The sequence below is a fragment of the Sulfoacidibacillus thermotolerans genome, from assembly GCF_003144315.1.
Lineage (GTDB): Bacteria > Bacillota > Bacilli > Alicyclobacillales > SLC66 > Sulfoacidibacillus > Sulfoacidibacillus thermotolerans.
Genome location: NZ_MPDK01000014.1, coordinates 1 through 19,110 on the forward strand (window position 1 = coordinate 1; position 19,110 = coordinate 19,110).

18 protein-coding genes are annotated in these 19,110 nt (G+C 47.6%); 15 read left to right on the forward strand and 3 right to left on the reverse strand.

The window, feature by feature from the left end:
• Nucleotides 1–97: 97 nt before the first annotated feature.
• Entirely contained in the window at nucleotides 98–274 is a 177-nt protein-coding gene (locus tag BM613_RS15065) for a hypothetical protein (RefSeq protein WP_181363005.1), read from the reverse strand.
• A gap of 185 nt (nucleotides 275–459) precedes the next feature.
• Here BM613_RS15065 and BM613_RS08990 point away from each other — a divergent pair, with 185 nt between their 5' ends.
• The 15 genes from BM613_RS08990 (at nucleotide 460) to BM613_RS09060 (ending at nucleotide 16,330) form a co-directional block, all read left to right on the forward strand.
• Nucleotides 460–759: a DUF5665 domain-containing protein gene (locus BM613_RS08990; RefSeq protein WP_245926323.1), complete on the forward strand. Its 300-nt coding sequence runs from the start codon at nucleotides 460–462 to the stop codon at nucleotides 757–759.
• 37 nt (nucleotides 760–796) lie between these two features.
• Nucleotides 797–1,405, forward strand: a complete 609-nt coding sequence (locus BM613_RS08995; protein WP_181363006.1) for a TraR/DksA C4-type zinc finger protein — start codon at nucleotides 797–799, stop codon at nucleotides 1,403–1,405.
• Nucleotides 1,406–1,519: 114 nt separating this feature from the next.
• Nucleotides 1,520–2,005 (forward strand): signal peptidase II, encoded by a 486-nt coding sequence (gene lspA / locus BM613_RS09000; RefSeq protein WP_245926330.1) that lies wholly within the window; start codon nucleotides 1,520–1,522, stop codon nucleotides 2,003–2,005.
• Entirely contained in the window at nucleotides 1,992–2,960 is a 969-nt protein-coding gene (locus tag BM613_RS09005) for an RluA family pseudouridine synthase (RefSeq protein ID WP_425450695.1), read from the forward strand. Before lspA ends, BM613_RS09005 begins: the two co-directional genes overlap by 14 nt.
• A 254-nt stretch (nucleotides 2,961–3,214) precedes the next feature.
• Entirely contained in the window at nucleotides 3,215–3,814 is a 600-nt protein-coding gene (gene pyrR / locus BM613_RS09010; RefSeq protein ID WP_109430850.1) for a bifunctional pyr operon transcriptional regulator/uracil phosphoribosyltransferase PyrR, read from the forward strand.
• Between the two features lie 25 nt (nucleotides 3,815–3,839).
• A complete protein-coding gene (gene pyrB / locus BM613_RS09015; protein ID WP_245926324.1) occupies nucleotides 3,840–4,754 on the forward strand; it encodes an aspartate carbamoyltransferase in 915 nt (304 codons plus the stop codon).
• Nucleotides 4,755–4,809: 55 nt separating this feature from the next.
• Complete coding sequence (locus BM613_RS09020; RefSeq protein WP_245926325.1) at nucleotides 4,810–6,084, forward strand: dihydroorotase; 1,275 nt, start codon at nucleotides 4,810–4,812, stop codon at nucleotides 6,082–6,084.
• A gap of 31 nt (nucleotides 6,085–6,115) precedes the next feature.
• Nucleotides 6,116–7,216, forward strand: coding sequence for a carbamoyl phosphate synthase small subunit (locus BM613_RS09025; protein ID WP_109430852.1), 1,101 nt, complete (start codon nucleotides 6,116–6,118; stop codon nucleotides 7,214–7,216).
• Complete coding sequence (gene carB / locus BM613_RS09030) at nucleotides 7,200–10,448, forward strand: carbamoyl-phosphate synthase large subunit (RefSeq protein WP_109430853.1); 3,249 nt, start codon at nucleotides 7,200–7,202, stop codon at nucleotides 10,446–10,448. Before BM613_RS09025 ends, carB begins: the two co-directional genes overlap by 17 nt.
• The gene (locus BM613_RS09035; RefSeq protein ID WP_245926331.1) at nucleotides 10,414–11,184 is read left to right on the forward strand and encodes a dihydroorotate dehydrogenase electron transfer subunit; all 771 of its coding nucleotides are present in this window, start codon (nucleotides 10,414–10,416) and stop codon (nucleotides 11,182–11,184) included. The genes carB and BM613_RS09035 overlap by 35 nt, the downstream gene beginning before the upstream one ends.
• Nucleotides 11,181–12,164 (forward strand): dihydroorotate dehydrogenase, encoded by a 984-nt coding sequence (locus BM613_RS09040; RefSeq protein WP_281267848.1) that lies wholly within the window; start codon nucleotides 11,181–11,183, stop codon nucleotides 12,162–12,164. Before BM613_RS09035 ends, BM613_RS09040 begins: the two co-directional genes overlap by 4 nt.
• Nucleotides 12,161–12,910 carry an orotidine-5'-phosphate decarboxylase gene (gene pyrF, locus BM613_RS09045; RefSeq protein ID WP_219930665.1) on the forward strand — a complete coding sequence of 250 codons (750 nt, stop codon included), beginning with the start codon at nucleotides 12,161–12,163 and terminating at the stop codon, nucleotides 12,908–12,910. The genes BM613_RS09040 and pyrF overlap by 4 nt, the downstream gene beginning before the upstream one ends.
• Nucleotides 12,907–13,533: an orotate phosphoribosyltransferase gene (pyrE, locus tag BM613_RS09050; RefSeq protein ID WP_109430855.1), complete on the forward strand. Its 627-nt coding sequence runs from the start codon at nucleotides 12,907–12,909 to the stop codon at nucleotides 13,531–13,533. The genes pyrF and pyrE overlap by 4 nt, the downstream gene beginning before the upstream one ends.
• Nucleotides 13,533–14,792 carry an MFS transporter gene (locus tag BM613_RS09055; protein ID WP_109430856.1) on the forward strand — a complete coding sequence of 420 codons (1,260 nt, stop codon included), beginning with the start codon at nucleotides 13,533–13,535 and terminating at the stop codon, nucleotides 14,790–14,792. The genes pyrE and BM613_RS09055 overlap by 1 nt, the downstream gene beginning before the upstream one ends.
• A gap of 56 nt (nucleotides 14,793–14,848) precedes the next feature.
• A complete protein-coding gene (locus BM613_RS09060; RefSeq protein WP_109430857.1) occupies nucleotides 14,849–16,330 on the forward strand; it encodes a DUF2254 family protein in 1,482 nt (493 codons plus the stop codon).
• Here BM613_RS09060 and BM613_RS09065 read toward each other — a convergent pair.
• Nucleotides 16,320–18,089, reverse strand: a complete 1,770-nt coding sequence (locus BM613_RS09065; RefSeq protein WP_109430858.1) for an Rqc2 family fibronectin-binding protein — start codon at nucleotides 18,087–18,089, stop codon at nucleotides 16,320–16,322. The genes BM613_RS09060 and BM613_RS09065 overlap by 11 nt on opposite strands.
• Nucleotides 18,090–18,096: 7 nt before the next feature.
• Nucleotides 18,097–19,023: an SDR family oxidoreductase gene (locus BM613_RS09070; RefSeq protein WP_109430859.1), complete on the reverse strand. Its 927-nt coding sequence runs from the start codon at nucleotides 19,021–19,023 to the stop codon at nucleotides 18,097–18,099.
• Nucleotides 19,024–19,110 lie beyond the last annotated feature (87 nt).

Here is a 19,110-nt window from a genome sequence, read left to right on the forward strand (position 1 = left end):
AACCGCCGTATGCGGACCCGCATGTACGGTGGTGTGAGAGGTCGGGGGCTAGCCGCCCCCTCCTACTCGATTTCCAAAGGTACTGTTGTAGGCATAGTTAAATAAAGCGGGCGACAACAAAAACAACGACCCCTAAAATACCAAGAACAAAAAAAATGGGCGTAAACGTGAGTGTGTAGTTATACATTTGCTTGGCAACAAAACTGCTTAGAACCTCGATGCCTCCGATCCAGATCAGCGCGGTTGCAGCAGTGCGAATAAGCTGATTGCGCAAGCGCGACAACCCCTTTCCCCTTGTGTTCACTATCCCACGACAGAGGCGCGTACACAATGGGTTGATCAGTTTGTGCCGTGAACATCCTTTGACAGTTTGCATAGACGCGATGTTTGAAAGAAGCATACCCCTTTGCTAAATGGGAATGATAACCTTTGCGCAGTGACTAGAAAGTGGTGAGAAGATTGCAACCAGCTAGACGTCCACAAGGATTGCGAGCTGTAGAAAGACTCAGTGACTATTTTGAACGTGTAAATTTTGGCGCCTATGTGTCGCTTTTGCAGAAACCTTGGCGTTTAATTTATCTGAATTTTATCGGCGGCCTCGCTCGTGGGATTGGAATAGGGCTTGGATTTACACTGCTTGCAGCTTTATTGATTGTAATAATGCAACATTTAGCGGTGTTAAATCTCCCTTTAATCGGGTCGTATATTGCGGATGTTGTGCGAATTGTACAGGCTGAATTACATACCCCAACGGTATAGAGTACGCGTTACAAGATGTACAGCGGGAGGAATTGGCATGCATGTTTACGCAAATGCGAAGGTCTTGCTTATGAAAGAAAAAGCAGAAATTGAGCAGCGATTGCAAAATACAGATCAATATGGGCTAACGGAAGCAATGAACGAGAGCATCGGGGAATTGTCAGGTTACGATCAACATCCTGCGGATATCGCGACAGAACTGTTTGAGCGGGCAAAAGACATTGCCTTGCGTGAGCATGATGAGCTTCGCCTAGACGCGGTGAAGCACGCTTTGGAAAAATTTCAAGAAGGGACTTATGGAATCTGTGAGCATTGCGGACAAGCGATTGAAGAAACTCGAATCCTCGCAGAACCTGCCGCAACACTTTGCATCACTTGTGCGAAAGAGACGTCTCAACCTGTCAATGTGCATGATCGTCCAGTGGAGGAGGAGTATCTATCCCCTGGATTTGGGAGAACAAACTTAGATGATCAAGATTACACTGGATTTGACGGAGAAGATAGTTGGCAAGCACTCGCGCGTATGAATTCGCGACACGATCCAGATTCAGTAATCGACGAGGAACTTTATGCAGAAGGATCAGGGTATGTAGATCCGATTGAGCAGATCTCCAATATGGAGTACAAAGCGCAACTTCCAGATTAATGGGTTGTATAGGACTTGTTGACGAGCGGGATTTGTTCCTTTTCACATTGCTTGTTTGTGCCAAACGCTCATGGTACGATACAAAGTAAGTGAGGGGGCGGATGTTTGGTATATGTGGTAGCAGGTATCGTTGCTGCAATTGATCAGTTGATTAAGTGGATCATTTCGACGCATATGGCGGTAAATTCAGCCATCCCGATTTGGCCGGGCGTTTTAGAATTGCTCTATGTGCAAAATCGCGGGGCAGCGTTTAGTATTCTACTTAATCAAACGGTATTGCTCATTGTAGTTGCAGTGGTTGTAATCGGTGTGATTGTCTACATTAATCGGCGTTATGCAAAGCGCCATTTGCGTCTACAGATTGCACTTGGCTTACTGCTTGGCGGTGCAGTAGGCAACTTGATCGATCGCATACGTTTGGGGTATGTGATTGACTATGTTTACATTGAGGCAATCCATTATCCAGTGTTCAATTTTGCTGATAGTTGTATCGTGGTTTCTGTTGTGTATCTCGTGCTTCGTGCGTGGCGGGCACGCGATCAAGAAGTTGGCATTCATAAAAAAGCGCAAACAAAAGAGGTGAATCATGGAAAACCTTGAAGACTTTGCGCCGGATGAAGAAGAGGAATTTCAAACACAAGAAGTAGTCATGTTTGTCGTTGACCGCGATGAAGAGCGGATAGACCGTTATCTGGCACAGCAGGGGACATGGTCGCGTGCGAAAATCCAGCAGCTCATTGCATCGGGACGTGTGACGGTAGATGGGAAGACGGCGCGTGCGAGTATGAAAGTTGGCGCTGGTCAGGAGATTGTCGTTCGCGTTCCACCACCTGTTGCAATCGATGTGCTTCCGGAAGATATCGAACTCGATATTCGCTATGAAGATCGCGATTTGATCGTAGTTAATAAACCGCGTGGCATGGTAGTTCATCCTGCGCCAGGACATGTGCGCGGTACACTTGTTGGTGCTTTGCTCGGACATATCAAGGATTTATCTGGCATTGGCGGCGCAGAGCGACCAGGTATCGTCCATCGAATTGATAAAGATACAAGTGGATTGCTCGTTGTTGCAAAGACGGATCTAGCACATCAGGGGCTGGCTGAACAGTTTAAGGCGCATTCTGTCACCCGGTTATATCAAGCACTTGTGCACGGACATGTAGGGCCTATGACTGGAATGATCGATGCTCCCATAGCGCGTGATCGGCACAAGCGCCAACAAATGACTGTTGTTCCAGAAGGCTATGGGAAGCGGGCTGTGACGCATTTTCAAGTGCTTGAACGCTACCAGAACTACACTTTTGTACAATTGCGCCTTGAAACCGGCCGAACACACCAGATCCGCGTGCACATGGCATATATTGGACATCCTGTTGCGGGAGACCCTGTCTATGCGTCACGCGATCCACTCGCGTTGCATGGACAAGCTCTCCACGCGCATACACTTGGTTTTATTCATCCGCGAACAGGTGAATTCCTTCTGTTTGAAGCAGAGTTGCCCGCAGTATTGCAAGCGACGTTACGCGATTTACAACGGCAGAAGGCGAGTTTGTAGGAAGATAACAACGTGTGAGCATCCCCATGGATTGATCGACAGCTTGACCTGTGCCACATAGTTTGTTAGGATGCAAGTAATATCAAGCGTTCCTTTAAATAAGTCCAGTGAGACTTATAAGGAGTTCGGCGATGGGTTTGCTCTATAGTTGACGTGTAGATCATACATTTTGTCAAGTCATCTATAGCAAAAACCACCTTAGGCGTGCTCCTAAGGTGGTTTTTTTGTATCCATGTCGATGAGAGGAGCGGATTATGGCGCACATTCAACTGCTCAATGCCGATTCAATGCGACGTGCATTGTCGCGCATTGCACATGAGATTGTGGAGCGATCGGGAAGTCCTGACGGGTTGGCGCTCGTGGGCATTCGCACACGGGGCTGGCATTTAGCAGAGCGACTCGCACACCGGATTACACAGATTGAAGGTTGGCAACTTCCTTCTTATGCGTTAGATGTGTCAGCATTTCGTGATGATCGCGGGCACATCGTGCGTGGCAAAAACGGGGAAAAAGCATCATGGTTCACAGCGGAAGATCTTTTTACACAACGTTACAAAGAGGTTCCCGAATGGTTGGAACAGCGCGCAGTGGAGGGACGACGCGTCATTTTAATCGATGATGTACTATTTACCGGACGAACAGTACGTGCTGCGCTTGATGCACTCAGCCGATATTCGCGGCCTGCTGTTATACAGTTGGCAGTGCTTGTAGATCGCGGGCATCGCGAATTGCCGATTCGACCTGATTATGTAGGGAAAAACGTCCCTACTGCGCGAGATGAGCGCATTTCTGTAAAAGTTTTAGAAGTGGATAGCGAAGATGGTGTGTGGTTGTATAAACATTCAGGGGAATGAAAGGGCGGAAAGGACGCGGGAACAGTTGAAACATCTGATCAGCGCTAAACAGTTGCAAAAAACAGAGATCATGGAATTTATTGATCGCGCAAAACATATGGCAAGTATCTTGAAGCAAGGGGGTACTCACACATTAGACGGCAAACTGATGGCAGCCCTGTTTTTTGAACCGTCTACGCGCACTCGATTATCTTTTGAGACGGCGATGTTGCGGCTTGGCGGCCAGGTGATCAGCACAGAGAGTGCACGCGAATTTTCTTCTGCCGTAAAAGGGGAAACTTTGGAAGACACGATACGTGTGGTTGCAGGCTATGTCGATGTCATTGTGTTGCGCCACCATGAGATTGGAGCGGCTGCGCGCGCTGCAAGTGTGAGCACGGTACCGATTTTGTCTGCGGGGGATGGGGCCGGCGAGCATCCGACACAAGCACTACTCGATTTATACACGATTGAACGAGAATTAGGACATGTTGATGGATTAACTGTTGCGCTAGTGGGAGATTTACTCTATGGGCGAACGGTGCATTCTTTAGTTTATCTTTTAAGCCAATTTACTTCCGTTCGCTTGCTATGTACGGCACCTGCGAGCACACCACTCCCTGATGACGTGCGTGACTTTGCGTTAGCAAAAGGAGTTTCTGTGGAGTACGAACCGAACTTAGAGCGAGCGGCGAGGCAAGCAGATGTCATTTATCAAACGCGTATTCAAAAAGAACGGTTTTCTTCATTGGCAGAATATGACGCTGTAAAAGGGAAATATGTCATCGATGAGGGGACTCTTTTAGTCATGAAGGAGCATGCGATCATTATGCACCCACTCCCGCGTGCTGGAGAGATAACTCCAGGAGTAGATAAGGACCCACGAGCAGCTTATTTTCGTCAATCGCACTATGGAGTGCCAATGCGCATGGGGATCTTGCAACACTGTCTTGAAAGATAGCGGCGAGCGTATGAGCGAAATGCGGTTAGAAGGGTAGAGAAACGAGGGAACGCAGTTGGGAAAATTATTTAAAGGGGCGACGGTTGTCGATCCTGTAATGGGGTACAGCACAGTGCAGGATCTGCTGGTTGAAGGACAGATCATTACGGCTCTTGGAAAAGAGTTGCCGACGTCAACGCATGAGGTGATCGACCTTCGCGGTTTGCATGTAATGCCAGGCCTCATTGATCCACATGTACATTTGCGCGAACCGGGGCAAACACATAAAGAGACGATCGAAACTGGCACGATGGCAGCTGCAGCGGGGGGATTTACGCAGATCTGTTGCATGCCAAACACGACGCCGATTGTCGATGAAAGGAAATGGGTTCACTTTATTCGTGAAGAAGCAGATCGCTTCGGTTATGCGACAGTACATCCCATTGCCGCAATCACAAAGGGAGCGAAGGGGCAGGAAGTAACAGATTTTGTCGCCTTGCATCAAGCGGGTGCTGTCGCCTTTTCTGATGATGGCAAGGGAGTGCAGTCTGCACAAGTCATGCGCCAAGCGTTGCTAAAAGCGAAGCAGTTAGGCGTGCCGATTGTTGTCCATGCAGAAGATGAATCGCTGTCGGGTGCGGGTTGTATGAATGCAGGCCCTGTCGCGGAGCGCCTTGGAGTCCCGGGGATTGTGAGCAGTGCCGAGACAGTGATGATTGCACGCGATGTACTACTTGCACAGGAAACAGGTGCTCATGTGCATATGTGCCACGTGAGTCCAGAGGCTGCCGTGCAAGTTATTCGTTGCGCGAAAGAAAGCGGTGCGCCAGTAACTGCGGAGGTGACGCCGCATCACCTCTTGCTCACCGATGAGCAAGTTGAACACTTGCTGGCACAAGCGAAAGTGAATCCACCGTTGCGCGCTGAGAGTGACCGCGCGGCCTGTGTGCGTGGCTTGCTCGACGGAACGCTCGACATGATTGCCACTGATCATGCACCTCATACGAAAGAAGAAAAAGATCGTGGTTTGCTAGATGCTCCTTTTGGATTCGTTGGCTTAGAAATCAGTTTTCCACTTATGTATACAGCGTTTGTGAAAAGTGGGATTTTACCGTTTGAGAAACTCGTTTACCTCATGTCAACAGCGCCTGCGAAACATTTCCATTTGCGAGGTGGGCGCATTCAACTTGCGAGTGTAGCTGATTTCACGGTTGTGGACTTAAATCAGATGCGCCGCGTCAATCCTGAAGCGTTTCGCTCTAAAGGGCGTAACACGCCATTTGTGGATCGCGAGTTGTGGGGTTGGCCCGTGCTGACTATACATCGTGGTCAAACGGTATTTCAGGCGTAGGGATGAAGTGATCACTTGGAGGTGAGTGCAAATGGGAGCGCGTTTATTGTTAGAAGACGGCACGTTGTTTGAAGGTACGCACTTTGGGGCAAGCGGAGAATCGTTTGGCGAAGTCGTATTTAATACTGGGATGACAGGATTTCAAGAGGTTTTGACAGACCCCTCGTACTATGGGCAAATTGTGACGATGACCTATCCTTTGATTGGAAACTACGGGTGCACAGTGGATGATATGGAATCAACTCGTTCGCATGTGCGTGGATTTGTGGTGCGTTCGTATGAAACAATTCCGAGTCACTTTAAAAGTGAGTTCTCGCTTGATGACTATTTAAAACGCGAAGGCGTCGTCGCCATTGCGGACATTGACACGCGTAAGTTGACACGAATTCTGCGTGTGCATGGAACGATGAAGGGCGTGATTACTAGTTTAGATACCCCACTTGCACAACTACAGCAGCGTCTCGCTGACTATGTCCACCCCGTGGATCAGGTGGCGCAAGTCACAACTAAGACGCCATACCGCATTCCTGGCGAGGGATTGCGCGTTGTCTTGCTCGATTTTGGAGTAAAAATGGGGGTACTGCGTTCGCTGCGTGCGCGCAATTGTGATGTTGTTGTATTGCCAGCTTATAGTACCTATGAAGAAATTATGGCTTGGGGACCGAATGGCCTCATGATGTCCAATGGACCTGGCGATCCCATGGATCTTCCAGAAATTGTAGAAACCATAAAGCGGCTGATTGGCCGTATTCCTATTTTTGGTATTTGCATGGGACATCAATTGTTATGTCTTGCACGCGGGGCACAGACGGAAAAGTTGCGCTTTGGGCATCGAGGTGCAAACCATCCGGTAAAGGATCTGCGCACAGGACGCGTTTATATGACCTCACAAAATCATGGGTATGTGGTTCGGGAAGAGTCCCTTAGAAATACAAATCTAGAATTGACACACATCAATCAAAATGATGGGACGGTCGAAGGTGTACGCGTAAAACAGGAGGCAGCATTTTCTGTTCAGTATCACCCAGAAGCGCGTCCGGGTCCAGATGATAGCGATGAGTTATTTGATGAGTTTATCCAACTGATGAAGCAGTTTGTCCAAGGAGGCGATGTAAATGCCAAAACGAAGTGACATGAAATCAATACTCGTCATTGGTTCGGGCCCTATTATTATTGGACAGGCGGCGGAATTTGACTATGCAGGCACTCAAGCATGTCATGCACTGCGCGAGGAAGGGGTTCGTGTGATCCTCGTGAATTCCAATCCTGCAACGATTATGACGGATCCTGACACCGCAGATCGAGTGTACATTGAACCTTTGACTAAAGAATTTTTGACACAAATTATTCGTCAAGAACGTCCAGAAGGGCTGCTGGCCACACTCGGGGGGCAAACAGGATTAAATCTCGCTGTCGAGTTAGCAAAAGCAGGGGTGTTGGAACGTGAAGGAGTACAGCTATTAGGAACGTCGCTAGGTTCGATTCAGAAAGCGGAGGATCGCGAACAGTTTCGTGCCTTGATGAATGAATTAGGAGAACCAATTCCTGAAAGTAAAATTGTTACTAGTTTTGACGAAGCACAGTCATTTGTGCAGGAGATAGGACTTCCAGTGATTGTGCGTCCTGCTTATACGCTTGGTGGCACAGGTGGCGGAATTGCAACGACTGAAGATGAATTTACATCGATTGTTTCACTCGGTCTCGCGCTCTCGCCGATCGGTCAAGTGTTGATTGAACGCAGTATCGCAGGATTTAAAGAAATAGAGTATGAAGTAATGCGCGATCATGCAGACAATTGTATTGTCATTTGTAATATGGAGAATGTGGATCCAGTCGGAGTCCACACAGGTGACAGCATTGTCGTAGCACCAAGTCAAACACTGTCTGATCAGGATTACCAAATGTTGCGGTCAGCGAGTCTGCGCATCATCCGCGCGCTTGGCATCGAAGGTGGTTGCAATGTGCAATTTGCCCTCGATCCAAAGAGCAAACAGTATTATGTGATTGAAGTAAATCCGCGTGTCAGCCGCTCGAGTGCTCTTGCATCAAAAGCGACTGGTTATCCTATTGCCAAAGTCGCAGCAAAGGTGGCACTAGGTTATACACTCGATGAGATCTTAAATCCGATCACAGGCCAGACTTACGCCTGTTTTGAACCTGCACTCGATTATGTGGTGACGAAGATTCCGCGTTGGCCCTTTGATAAATTTGCGAGCGCCAAACGTCATCTGGGCACACAGATGAAGGCGACAGGAGAAGTCATGGCGCTTGGCCGAACGTTTGAAGAGTCATTGATGAAAGCGGTGCGCTCTCTTGAAATCGGTGTTTATTCACTGGAATTGCCATCACTCTCCAACCTTTCTGTAGAAGAACTGTGGCAACGTGCAAAGCGCCCTGATGATGAACGGTTGTTTGTACTCTACGAATTGCTCTTACGCGGTGCAACTGTAGAGCAGTTATATGATGCGACAAAAGTAGATCCCTTTTTCTTGCGCAAACTGCAAAGAATTAAGGAACTAGCAAGCCGTCTGAAAAGTGAAGGGCTTTCTGATGAGCTGCTTTATTTAGCTAAGCGGGCAGGTTTTGTCGATGAGTATATCGCTTCGCTAACGGGTCTTAGCAGCAAAGAAGTAGAAGCATTACGGCAAGCGAAAAAACTTGCTCCCGTGTATAAGATGGTCGACACGTGTGCCGCAGAGTTTGAAGCTAAAACGCCCTACTATTATTCTACGTATGAGACAGAGGATGAAGTGCTCCCTTCTGATGCAAAAAAGATTATCGTGCTTGGTTCTGGACCGATTCGCATTGGGCAGGGAATTGAATTTGATTACTGTTCGGTGCATTCTGCGCTGGCACTTCGCAAACATGGATATGATGCGATTGTCGTGAACAATAATCCAGAAACTGTTTCAACAGATTTTAACATGTCAAGCCGCTTGTACTTTGAGCCTTTATACATCGAAGATGTCATGCATGTGATTGCGCGTGAACGCCCCGAAGGCGTAATTGTGCAATTTGGCGGGCAAACCGCGATCCATCTCGCAAAGCCATTAGCCGATCGAGGAGTAAAGATCTTTGGCACACAGGTCGAAGATATCGACCGCGCAGAAAATCGCGAGAAGTTTGATGACTTGCTCTCTAAATTAGAGATTCTGCGTCCGGCTGGATATGCAGTAACGACGCTGGCACAGGCAATTGAAGCTGCGAGAGCCTTGCAATTTCCTGTCCTTGTACGCCCTTCTTATGTCCTTGGCGGCCGCGCGATGCAGATTGTCTACTCGGAAGCGGAATTATCGCAGTATATGAAAGAAGCAGCGCAAGTTTCACCAGAGCATCCTGTGTTGATTGATCGCTATCTGTTAGGAGTGGAAGTAGAAGTAGACGCGATTTCAGATGGTGAGACGGTCATTATTCCTGGGATCATGGAGCATATTGAACGTGCTGGCGTGCATTCTGGCGATTCGATTGCCGTTTATCCCGCGCAATCTCTGACAGCACAGTGGCGAGAAAAAATCATTGCAGACACCATTTTAATTGCGCGCGAATTGCACGTAGTGGGGCTTTTAAACATTCAGTTTGTCATTCATGAACAACAAGTGTATGTACTTGAAGTCAATCCTCGCTCTTCACGCACAGTGCCCTTTTTAAGCAAAGTCACGGGGATTCCGATGGTGGATCTTGCCATGCGTGCGGTACTTGGCGAAAAACTTGCTGATTTAGGATGGGAAACAGGGCTGGCGCCAGAACAAGAGAATATTTCCGTGAAAGTTCCGGTCTTCTCTTTTGCCAAATTACACGATGTGGACGTGACATTAGGTCCTGAAATGAAATCCACAGGCGAAGTGATGGGAACGGACACTACACTTGGCAAAGCGCTGTATAAAGGCATGCTTGCTGCTGGTTTTCGTTTTCCGACATATGGTTCTATCATTGCGACGATTGCAGATAAGGACAAAGAAGAAGCCTTGCCGATCTTGCGCGGCCTTGCCATGCTTGGTTTTCATCTCTATGCGACGGAAGGCACAGCACATTTCTTGGCGCGCTATGGCATTGAAGCTACTTTAGTCAATAAGATTTCACGTGATGGGCCTTCTCTCTTAGACATGATTCGAAAAGGCCAGGCGATGATGGTGATCAATACGCTTACGCGGGGACAGGCACCTGAGCGTGATGGATTTCGCATTCGCCGTGAGGCGGTAGAGCACGCCATTCCTTGTCTCACTTCACTCGATACTGCGCGAGCAGTGTATGAAGTGCTAAGCTCGTTACATTTTTCCACTCGACCTCTACAAGGGACACTTGAGGAGGGGGGGAGAAAAGTTGGCCCTAGTGCAGATTATCTCGCAACAAAGCATCGGAGCTGACATTTTTGAACTCACGCTTGAAGCCCCTGTGGATCTGCGTGTATTCCCATATGAACCGGGTCAGTTTTTGCATATTCGCGTGACCGATTCGTTTGATTTTTTATTGCGGCGTCCTCTTTCACTCTGTAAAGTGGACCTCATCAAAAATCATTTGAGTGTTGTTTATCGCGTGCAAGGACAAGGTACGCGACGTCTTGCGGCAAAGCGGGCAGGAGAGATTTTAGACGTGTTAGGTCCGCTTGGACATGGGTATCCGAAACATAAAGATGATCGAGCAGCTCTCTTGATTGGCGGAGGAATTGGTGTTCCTCCGCTCGTCGAATTAGCTCGTCAACTGCGTCAAGACGCACAAAGTGTACACACCGTCGTCGGATTTCAGACAAAAGCCCAGGCGATTCTGGTGTCTGAACTAGAGACCTATGGTCCTGTGACAGTTGTGACAAACGATGGGAGCTTAGGGAATCACGGGCTTGTAACGGATGTTTTGACTCAAGCTTTTTGTGCAGACTTTGATCGCTATTACGCTTGTGGTCCGACTCCAATGTTGCAAGCAGTTCAGCGTAGACTCAGCGAATGGCAACTGCCAGGTTATTTGTCGCTCGAAGAACGCATGGGCTGTGGGATTGGTATTTGTGTCGGGTGCGTGCATAAAATTTCGCGCAATGGACGCATCGCGCAACTCAAAACTTGCAAAGAAGGCCCTGTCTTTGATGCGCAGGAGGTGGTATTCACGTGACGCATCCGTCAATTGATCGTAGGGCGTCGTATGACGCGCATCACGAGGTCGATCTTAGTGTGCAATTTTTGACCTTATCGCTTAAAAATCCAGTCATGCCGGCGTCAGGATGCTTTGCATTTGGGCGCGAGGTGGCCGCTTTTTATGATTTGAACCGCTTAGGTGCAATTGTGGTAAAAGCAACGACACTTGATGAACGACAGGGGAACGAAACGCCACGATTAGCAGAAACGCCTGCTGGCATGCTCAATTCCATTGGTTTGCAAAATCCTGGTGTTTTGCGTGTGATTGATGAAGAATTGCCGTATTTACAACAGTATGATCGCCTTCCTGTGATTGTGAATGTCGCGGGTACTGCGATCGAAGACTACGTGCAAGTAGTAGAACGCTTGTCACAAGTCAATGCGGTTGCTGCGATAGAGCTGAATATTTCCTGTCCGAATGTCAAATGTGGCGGAATTCAGTTTGGTACGGATAAACAGATGGCAGCCAATATGGTACGCGCGATTAAGCAAGTTGCAAAGGTACCTGTCATTGTCAAATTGTCACCCAATGTTACTGATATTGTAGAGATGGCCGTCGCTTGTGAAGAAGCAGGTGCAGATGCATTATCGTTAATCAATACGCTAATTGGCATGCAAATCGATATTGAGAAGCGGCGACCCCTTCTGGCAAATGGCGTCGGTGGACTCTCGGGACCCGCAGTAAAACCAATAGCGGTTCGCATGGTATACGAAGTTTCGTCGGCTGTGAATATCCCTGTTATTGGAATTGGTGGTATTATGTTCGGGGCTGATGCAGTGGAATTCCTCATGGCGGGAGCAAGTGCTGTACAAGTTGGAACGGCTAATTTTGTCGACCCGTTTGCTTGTGTACGGATTATCGATGAGCTTGGTGCCTGGTGTGATGCTCATGGTGTGCGTTCTGTCATCGAACTCATCGGGGCTGCTAAGGGTGAGAGAGGAGTTGTGAGAAGTTGAGTGATTCGAGTTCTCCGCGTGAAGTTCCTGTGTTTGTGGCACTCGATTATGCTTCGCGAGCAGAGGCGCGCGCACTGGTGGATGATTTTGGCGAATACTGCACGCACTATAAAGTGGGTTTACAACTCTATTTAGCTGCGGGACGCAGTTTTATCGAAGAATTGGTCGATTTAGGGAAGCATGTATTTTTGGATTTAAAATTCCACGACATCCCCAATACCGTGCGTGGAGCAGTCATTGAGGCAGCAAAAATGGGCGTAGACCTGCTGACTGTGCATGCGAGTGGCGGCGAGGAAATGGTAAAAGCGGCTGTCGATGCAGCACATACGACAGATTTTGCGATGCGCGCACCAAAAATATTGGCGGTTACCCTGCTAACAAGTATTACGCAAGAGCAACTCGGTAAACTCGGATATTCCGTATCGACAATTCCTGAACAAGTTGCATTGTTATCAAACTTAGCTAAAGCTTGCGGCGCATATGGTGTCGTGTGTAGTGCAAATGAAATTGCTGACGTCAAAAGAGTTTCAGGATTAAAAGCGGTCGTTCCTGGAATTCGTCCTGCTGGTTTTAGGAGTGGTGACCAAGCACGAGTCGCTGTACCAAAGATTGCGATTCAAAATGGCGCAGATTACTTGGTCGTTGGGCGACCGATTACAAAAGCGCAGGATCCACTGCAGGCACTGCGCGCGATTCAAACAGAAGTGACACAGGCATTATCAGAAGATGCGGAGATGATACAATGACTGATCGTGAATTGCTGGCGTATACTCTACTGCAGATTGGAGCGATCAGTCTGCGACCACAAGAACCGTTTCTTTGGACATCAGGCATTCAGTCACCGATTTACTGTGACAATCGTTTGACACTGTCTCATGTCATTGCTCGCAGACTTGTCATAGATAGCTTTGTCGCACGTATTTCCGAGCAATTTCCACAGATTGAATGTGTGGCGGGGACAGCAACAGCAGGGATTCCGCATGCTGCATGGATTGCTGAGCGACTCGGGTTGCCGATGGTGTATGTCCGTAACTCAGCAAAGTCACACGGGAAGCAAAACCAAGTGGAAGGTCGTCTACTGGCTAGTCAAAAAGTGCTCGTTATCGAAGATACAATCTCGACAGGCGGAAGTTCTTTGGCGGCTGTTGCGGCACTCGAGCAAGAATGTGCCCATGTGCTCGGCGTGGCTGCGATCTTCAATTATGGTTTTGCAAGTGCTGCAGAAGCGTTTGCAAAAAAGAATCTGCCGTTGTTGAGTCTCACAGATTTTGCTACACTGATACAGGTTGCCTTGCGTATGCAGCGGATTGAAGAAGGCGATGTTGAGGCTTTAGAGCAGTTTGTACAAAATCCGTACGGGAGAACATAATGCCACTACGAGTTGTCGATGATGTACAGTATAACGAACATGTAAGCATTCTAAATGGCAGTTATGCAAATATCGGGATTAGTATTGTCAGTAATTTTGCTCCACTTTTTATCATTCAGGCTTTGCATGCAAACAGCCAAGAGGTTGCTTTGTTAAATTCTTTACCCGCTCTTTTTACGATTGTGGCGACGTGGCTTGGAGTGTTTTGGCTTTCTCGGACAGCGAGTAAAAAATGGTTTTGCATTCGCGCTACGACTGTGGCGCGAATGTTTTATGGGCTGATTGCAATCGCCCCTTTTTTTATTCATGGCCCCCTCTTGCCGTTATTCATTGTGTTGTGTATTGCTTTTATGAATATCCCCCAGTCTTTAAGTGGACTTTCTTGGACTTCGTTGATTGGTGACTTGATTCCAGAGGATCGTCGGGCCGTCTTTTTTGGCAAACGCAATCAAGTAATCACGCTCGTAGGCATGCTCGCAACTGTCGTTCCAGGACTGATCTTGCAGCACTATGCGCCTACGTTTATCCCACCGTATCAGTGGTTTTTTATTTTAGCCCTGGCTTTTTCAGGTTTGGAAATTTATTATTTGATCTTACATCGCGAGCCACAAAAGGAGCATTCGCCTAATCGTGCGTCTTTATTTTTGCGCCCAAAGCGTCGAATTGGGTATTTGAAACATCGTCCATATCGGCGGTTTTTGCTGGGGTCTGCTCTTTTTAACTTAGGATGGCAGATGGCATGGCCTCTTTTTAATATTTATCAGATCCAGTTTGCTGCTGCTACAGCTGCTTGGATCAGTGCTTTTACTGTGGCGGCGCAACTGTCGCAAATTGCGACCTTTCATCTGTGGGGGCGATGGTCAGCCCGAAAGGGCAATACCTTGATTTTAGCGTTTGCATGTCTTGGTATGGCGTTTACACCCATCGCAACAATCCTTAGCAAAAACTTGGTGTATTTAACTGGCGTTAATTTGGTTTCTGGTGTTTTTGTGGCGGGAGTGCAGTTACTTCTCTTTAATCATTTACTTGAGGTCGCACCGCAAGCAGAGCGCACTTCTTACATTGCACATTACAATATGGTGATCGCTTTTATAGGATTTATTGCACCAGAAATAGGCGTGTGGTTCCTTCATTTACTCAGCATGCAATCTGCGATGGTCATTTCTGCAACCCTACGCTTGGCGAGCGTAATTTTATTTTTTATCGCTGCGAAAAAAACTTCGGATAAGCAGATGGGAACGATAACTTTTGAAAAATGAGAGCGTCCAGACTTACTGGATCTCATTTGGGGCAATCTGTAAATGGATAGCTCGAAATGGGGTTGGACGCACTGCTAAAAAAGATGTTTTTACATGCTTTCGTTTCGGGCACGGTGATTGCCCTTGTATTTACCTTTTCACCGAAAGGATTTGCTGGTGATACAGATACGGCGCGAAACTATCTGAGTACAATCGTATCGAGTTTATCGACGATTTTGGCGCTTTGTATTTCTATTACATTAGTTGCGATTCAGTTGACAGCGAGTCGTTATACGCATCGTGTACTCGACTTGTTTTTGAAAATGCCTTTTAATGTATCACTCATTCTATTCTATTTTGTGACGATCATCCAAAGTTTGTATCTCTTGTCGCGCATTGCAGAACCAATTCGCGAAACGCTGCCCTCGTATCTTCAGCCGCAAATGGCTGCAGATATGATTCTTGTGGTTTTTTGTTTTGCGATTTTAATTGCGTATTTGTATGCTGTGATGCGACTTTTAAAACCAGAGCGAATTGTTGCAGAGATTGAGCGTGAATGTTTGAGTGCGATTGCGCGTAACCGCAGTCGGGAGGCGCTAGACAAAGTAGAGCAAATTTGCGATATCGCAAAACGTGCGGCAGGTGACATGGATTCAACAACGGGATTGATTGCGATTGAGGCGTTAGAGAAAATTGCAAACCATGGTTCACGTGCCGCACGGGCAAGTGTCACAAAACAATTTGTTGAAATTGCTGCGATTGCAGCGAAAGAACGAGAAGGCGGGATGCTGCTGTTTGTTCTTTCAGGCCTTTCCTCCATTGGTACAGCAGCTTTACATGCCGATCGCTTACAAGATGCTCGTGATGTCATCCATGCTTTTGAACGAATTGTACGCACGGCACTTGTTGGACAACAACTTGTCCCCTTTGTTGAAGAAGCGATTGCTGCGATGTATCACCTCGCGGCGCAAGCAGTGCGAAAGGAACAAGCGACACGAATGAGTGAATGTGTCGAATTTGCTGAAAAAACATTTCGTTCAATCCGCAATATTGGGGAGGAAGTCTTACTTTTTGAACGAGATGGTGGGGCTTATGTAGCACGAGTCATTCTCGCACATCCGTTTGGGTCTTTGCTGCAAGACTTAGAGCAAGTCGCTCCGTTTGTTACTGAGGAAATGTGGCCGCTTTTAATCGATTATGCGCAGCTAGCCAAACGGTTGATTGCACGCGTCGAATTAAGTGAGCTTGCACTCATCACTTCATGGTTGCGCGAAGACTTGCTTCGCTATCAAAAAGACGAAGCAATCTTCGAGCATGAACTGATTCTGGTGATCTTACTTGCAGCACTGAGTCATTATGGGAATCACAATCGAGCGGTGCGGTTGTTAGTTCACGCGATTGCGAGTATCGTGGCGGTTCCGCACTCGCTTTTTGCAAAACTGGAGCGAAATGCCCGAACGTTCCGGGTGTTGTTTGACTACTCCGATGCAAGACCACATTTGCAGGCTGTGCAGACAGCTTTTGAAGAATATCGGAAGGGGAGCGCCGTTACTGTATAACTTCGCGGGAGTTTGTACTCATCAGCAGTTTTGTGAGTACTTCATGTTCTAGGTTAACAACAAGGGTTCGCTGTCCAGTAAATAAAACGAAGCCAGGATGAGCGCGGTTTGGTTGCCAAATGTTTTTCACCGGCACGACATCAACTTCCACTTTTCCTGCTTGCTTGTGTTTGCTAAAGTATCCAGCTAACAGTGCGGCTTCATAGATTGTCGTTTCTGTTGGCGCTGCTGAACGGATGATGACATGTGATCCAGGTGCATCTTTTACGTGAAGCCAGATGTCTGTTTTTTGCGCGATTTTGAGCGTCAAAAGATCATTTTCACGGTTGTTGCGACCCACTAAAATGGGTGTTCCATCTGTAGCATAGTAAGTCGCGTATCTAGATGATCCTTTTTTTTGCTGGGTTTGCTTACTTGTTTTTGTGTTTTTTTGTAGCAGTCCGACCTCGCGCAACTCAGCTTCAATGTCTGGAACGTCCTCAATTTGGCAAGACGCGAGTTCATGTAACACACTTTCTAAATAGATAGCGTCTGCGCGTGCCAATTCTAGTTGTTCCAGCGTTACTTCACGACCTTTTTTATATTTGGCATAGCGTTTAAAATACGCATTGGCATTTTCCAGCGCAGATTTTGCAGGATCTAATTCAATGGTTAGCAAGCGTTCATCATCGTAAAAATTAGGAAGTGTAACACTCGTTTTCCCTTTTTCTACTTGATGTGCGTATGCAGTCAGTAGTTCTCCTATTACGCGCCACATTTCTGCGCTTTCGTGCGCGTCTAACAGGGTTTCAAACTTTGCGATTTTTTGTAGCGCACGTTCTCTCTCTGTACGAACTAAGCGTATGTAAGAGGCCGTTTTGGAGCGGGCGATGTCTGCAAGTGCTCGTTCCTCATAGAAAGCCTCCACACATTGATTGACGTTTGCATACGTTTGTGCAGTTCCATCTACATGTGAAAGAGGAAATAAGTAAAATGCGATGGCACTTCCCCAAGAATCGCGTACGATCGTTGGTTGTTTTGCGTTTCTCGCAAGGTCAAGCAGTGTAGAGAAGATTTGCCACTCTAGATCTTGGGGCATATCTTGTGCCAGTGATGCGCGCGTTCGCTCGATGCGATCGGACAATTCATCCCCAAAAAAGGGACCTATCCCAAGGTAATGATCGATGACAAAGCGTTTCATCGAGATTGTTTTGGCGACTGCGCGCGCGGTGTCAAATGCGTCTTTCGTTTCGCTAAACGGATCTTTTTTTGTTTGAAGAGGCGGATATACATAGGGTTTGCCTGGTAAGATTTCACGGTGGCGATTGATCGCGTGGGACGTATGCGTGACAGCGTCAAGAATCACTCCGCCAGGTTGATCCAAAAGGAGGATATTGCTGTGTCTCCCCATCAGTTCGACGACGATGCGACGAATGACTTTATCTCCTAGTTCATTATACGCATCGATGTCTATAAATAAGATGCGCTCACGTTGAAATTGTGTGATGGAACGGATCCGTCCACCCTCTAGATGCTTTCTCATGAGCATACAAAACATTGGAGCGTTCGTCGGATTTGGCAAACGCATAGAAGACAAAAGATGAACGCGTGCAAAGGATTTATTTGCGGATAACAGCAAGCGATAATTGGATCTCTCCGCGCGAATGGTGAGAATGAGATCGTGCTCTGTCGGCTGCTGTATTTTATCGATTCGGCCAGTTACGAGTAAATTTTGTAATTCATTTGCGATCGCGGATAACACGAGTCCATCAAATGCCATATCAGGTTCACTCCTCTAGTTGATCCACTGTAAATTGAGCGACTCGATTCCCTGCTTGCACGGTGTAGAGAGAGCGCTGATTGGGCCGATCAAGGCGATCGATCACAGTGGCTTGTTCATTCCAAGGGAGTACGTGTACAAATGCACCGATTTCAAATTTCTTTGGGTCAAAAAGCTCGGCCTTACCAGCGTCATAATGGCTGAGTACATCTGCGCCGTTTGTCAATGAGAGAATATTCCCTGTGACAAACTGCGCTTCTGGTTTTACTAAAAAGGAGATCACTTGCGCAAGATCTCCTCCAACAGGTGTGCGTATTCCCACTGTGGGATCTGAAGGGAAGGGCGCTTCTTTTAGCGAGCCGCGGATGTCACCTGGACAGATCATATTTGCTGTAATGCCGTTTTCACGCTCCTCGATGGCTACCGTGCGGGTAAGTGAAGCGAGCCCCACTTTGGCTGCTGCATAGGCAGAGCGATATCCCCAACCGGGGGCTTGTTCTACACGGTCAAATCCAACCGTTACGATGCGGCCAAATCCTTTTGGGCGCATCAGGGGAATGACTTGGCGAAATAAGTAGAATGCGGACGTTAAGTTGCCGTGAATCATTTCATTCCATTCTTCATCCGTATACTCTGTCAGGCGTTTGCGTCGAAAGATAAAAGGTCCAGCACTGTGAATCAGCACATCCAAGCGGTCAAAGCGCTGCTTACCGGCTGTGATCATCGCTTCAATCTCTGCTTGCTTGGTCATATCTGCTTTTTCGACGAGAATATCTATGCCATATTGCGCTTGCAGGGACAGAGCAAGTTCTTCACAGGCCGTTTTATTTTTGCGGTAATTGAGGATGAGATTAAACCCATCATGTGCCAGTTGGCGAGCAAATGCGACAGCAAGGCCGCTTGCGCTGGCAGTGACTAGTGCGACTTTTCGCACGTGGCTTCACCCCTGATTGAGTACAGTATGCTCAGTATAACAGACGGCTAGAGTACGCGTGCAATTCAATTTGGGCGGCATCTTGTT

Excerpts from the sequence above, each read along its gene's own strand:
- BM613_RS08995 (WP_181363006.1), top strand. The coding sequence starts at position 797 with ATGCATGTTTACGCAAATGCGAAGGTCTTGCTTATGAAAGAAAAAGCA.
- BM613_RS09005 (WP_425450695.1), top strand. The coding sequence starts at position 1,992 with ATGGAAAACCTTGAAGACTTTGCGCCGGATGAAGAAGAGGAATTTCAA.
- pyrR (WP_109430850.1), top strand. The coding sequence starts at position 3,215 with ATGGCGCACATTCAACTGCTCAATGCCGATTCAATGCGACGTGCATTG.
- BM613_RS09025 (WP_109430852.1), top strand. The coding sequence starts at position 6,116 with ATGGGAGCGCGTTTATTGTTAGAAGACGGCACGTTGTTTGAAGGTACG.
- carB (WP_109430853.1), top strand. The coding sequence starts at position 7,200 with ATGCCAAAACGAAGTGACATGAAATCAATACTCGTCATTGGTTCGGGC.
- pyrE (WP_109430855.1), top strand. The coding sequence starts at position 12,907 with ATGACTGATCGTGAATTGCTGGCGTATACTCTACTGCAGATTGGAGCG.
- BM613_RS09055 (WP_109430856.1), top strand. The coding sequence starts at position 13,533 with ATGCCACTACGAGTTGTCGATGATGTACAGTATAACGAACATGTAAGC.
- BM613_RS09060 (WP_109430857.1), top strand. The coding sequence starts at position 14,849 with ATGGGGTTGGACGCACTGCTAAAAAAGATGTTTTTACATGCTTTCGTT.
- BM613_RS09065 (WP_109430858.1), bottom strand. The coding sequence starts at position 18,089 with ATGGCATTTGATGGACTCGTGTTATCCGCGATCGCAAATGAATTACAA.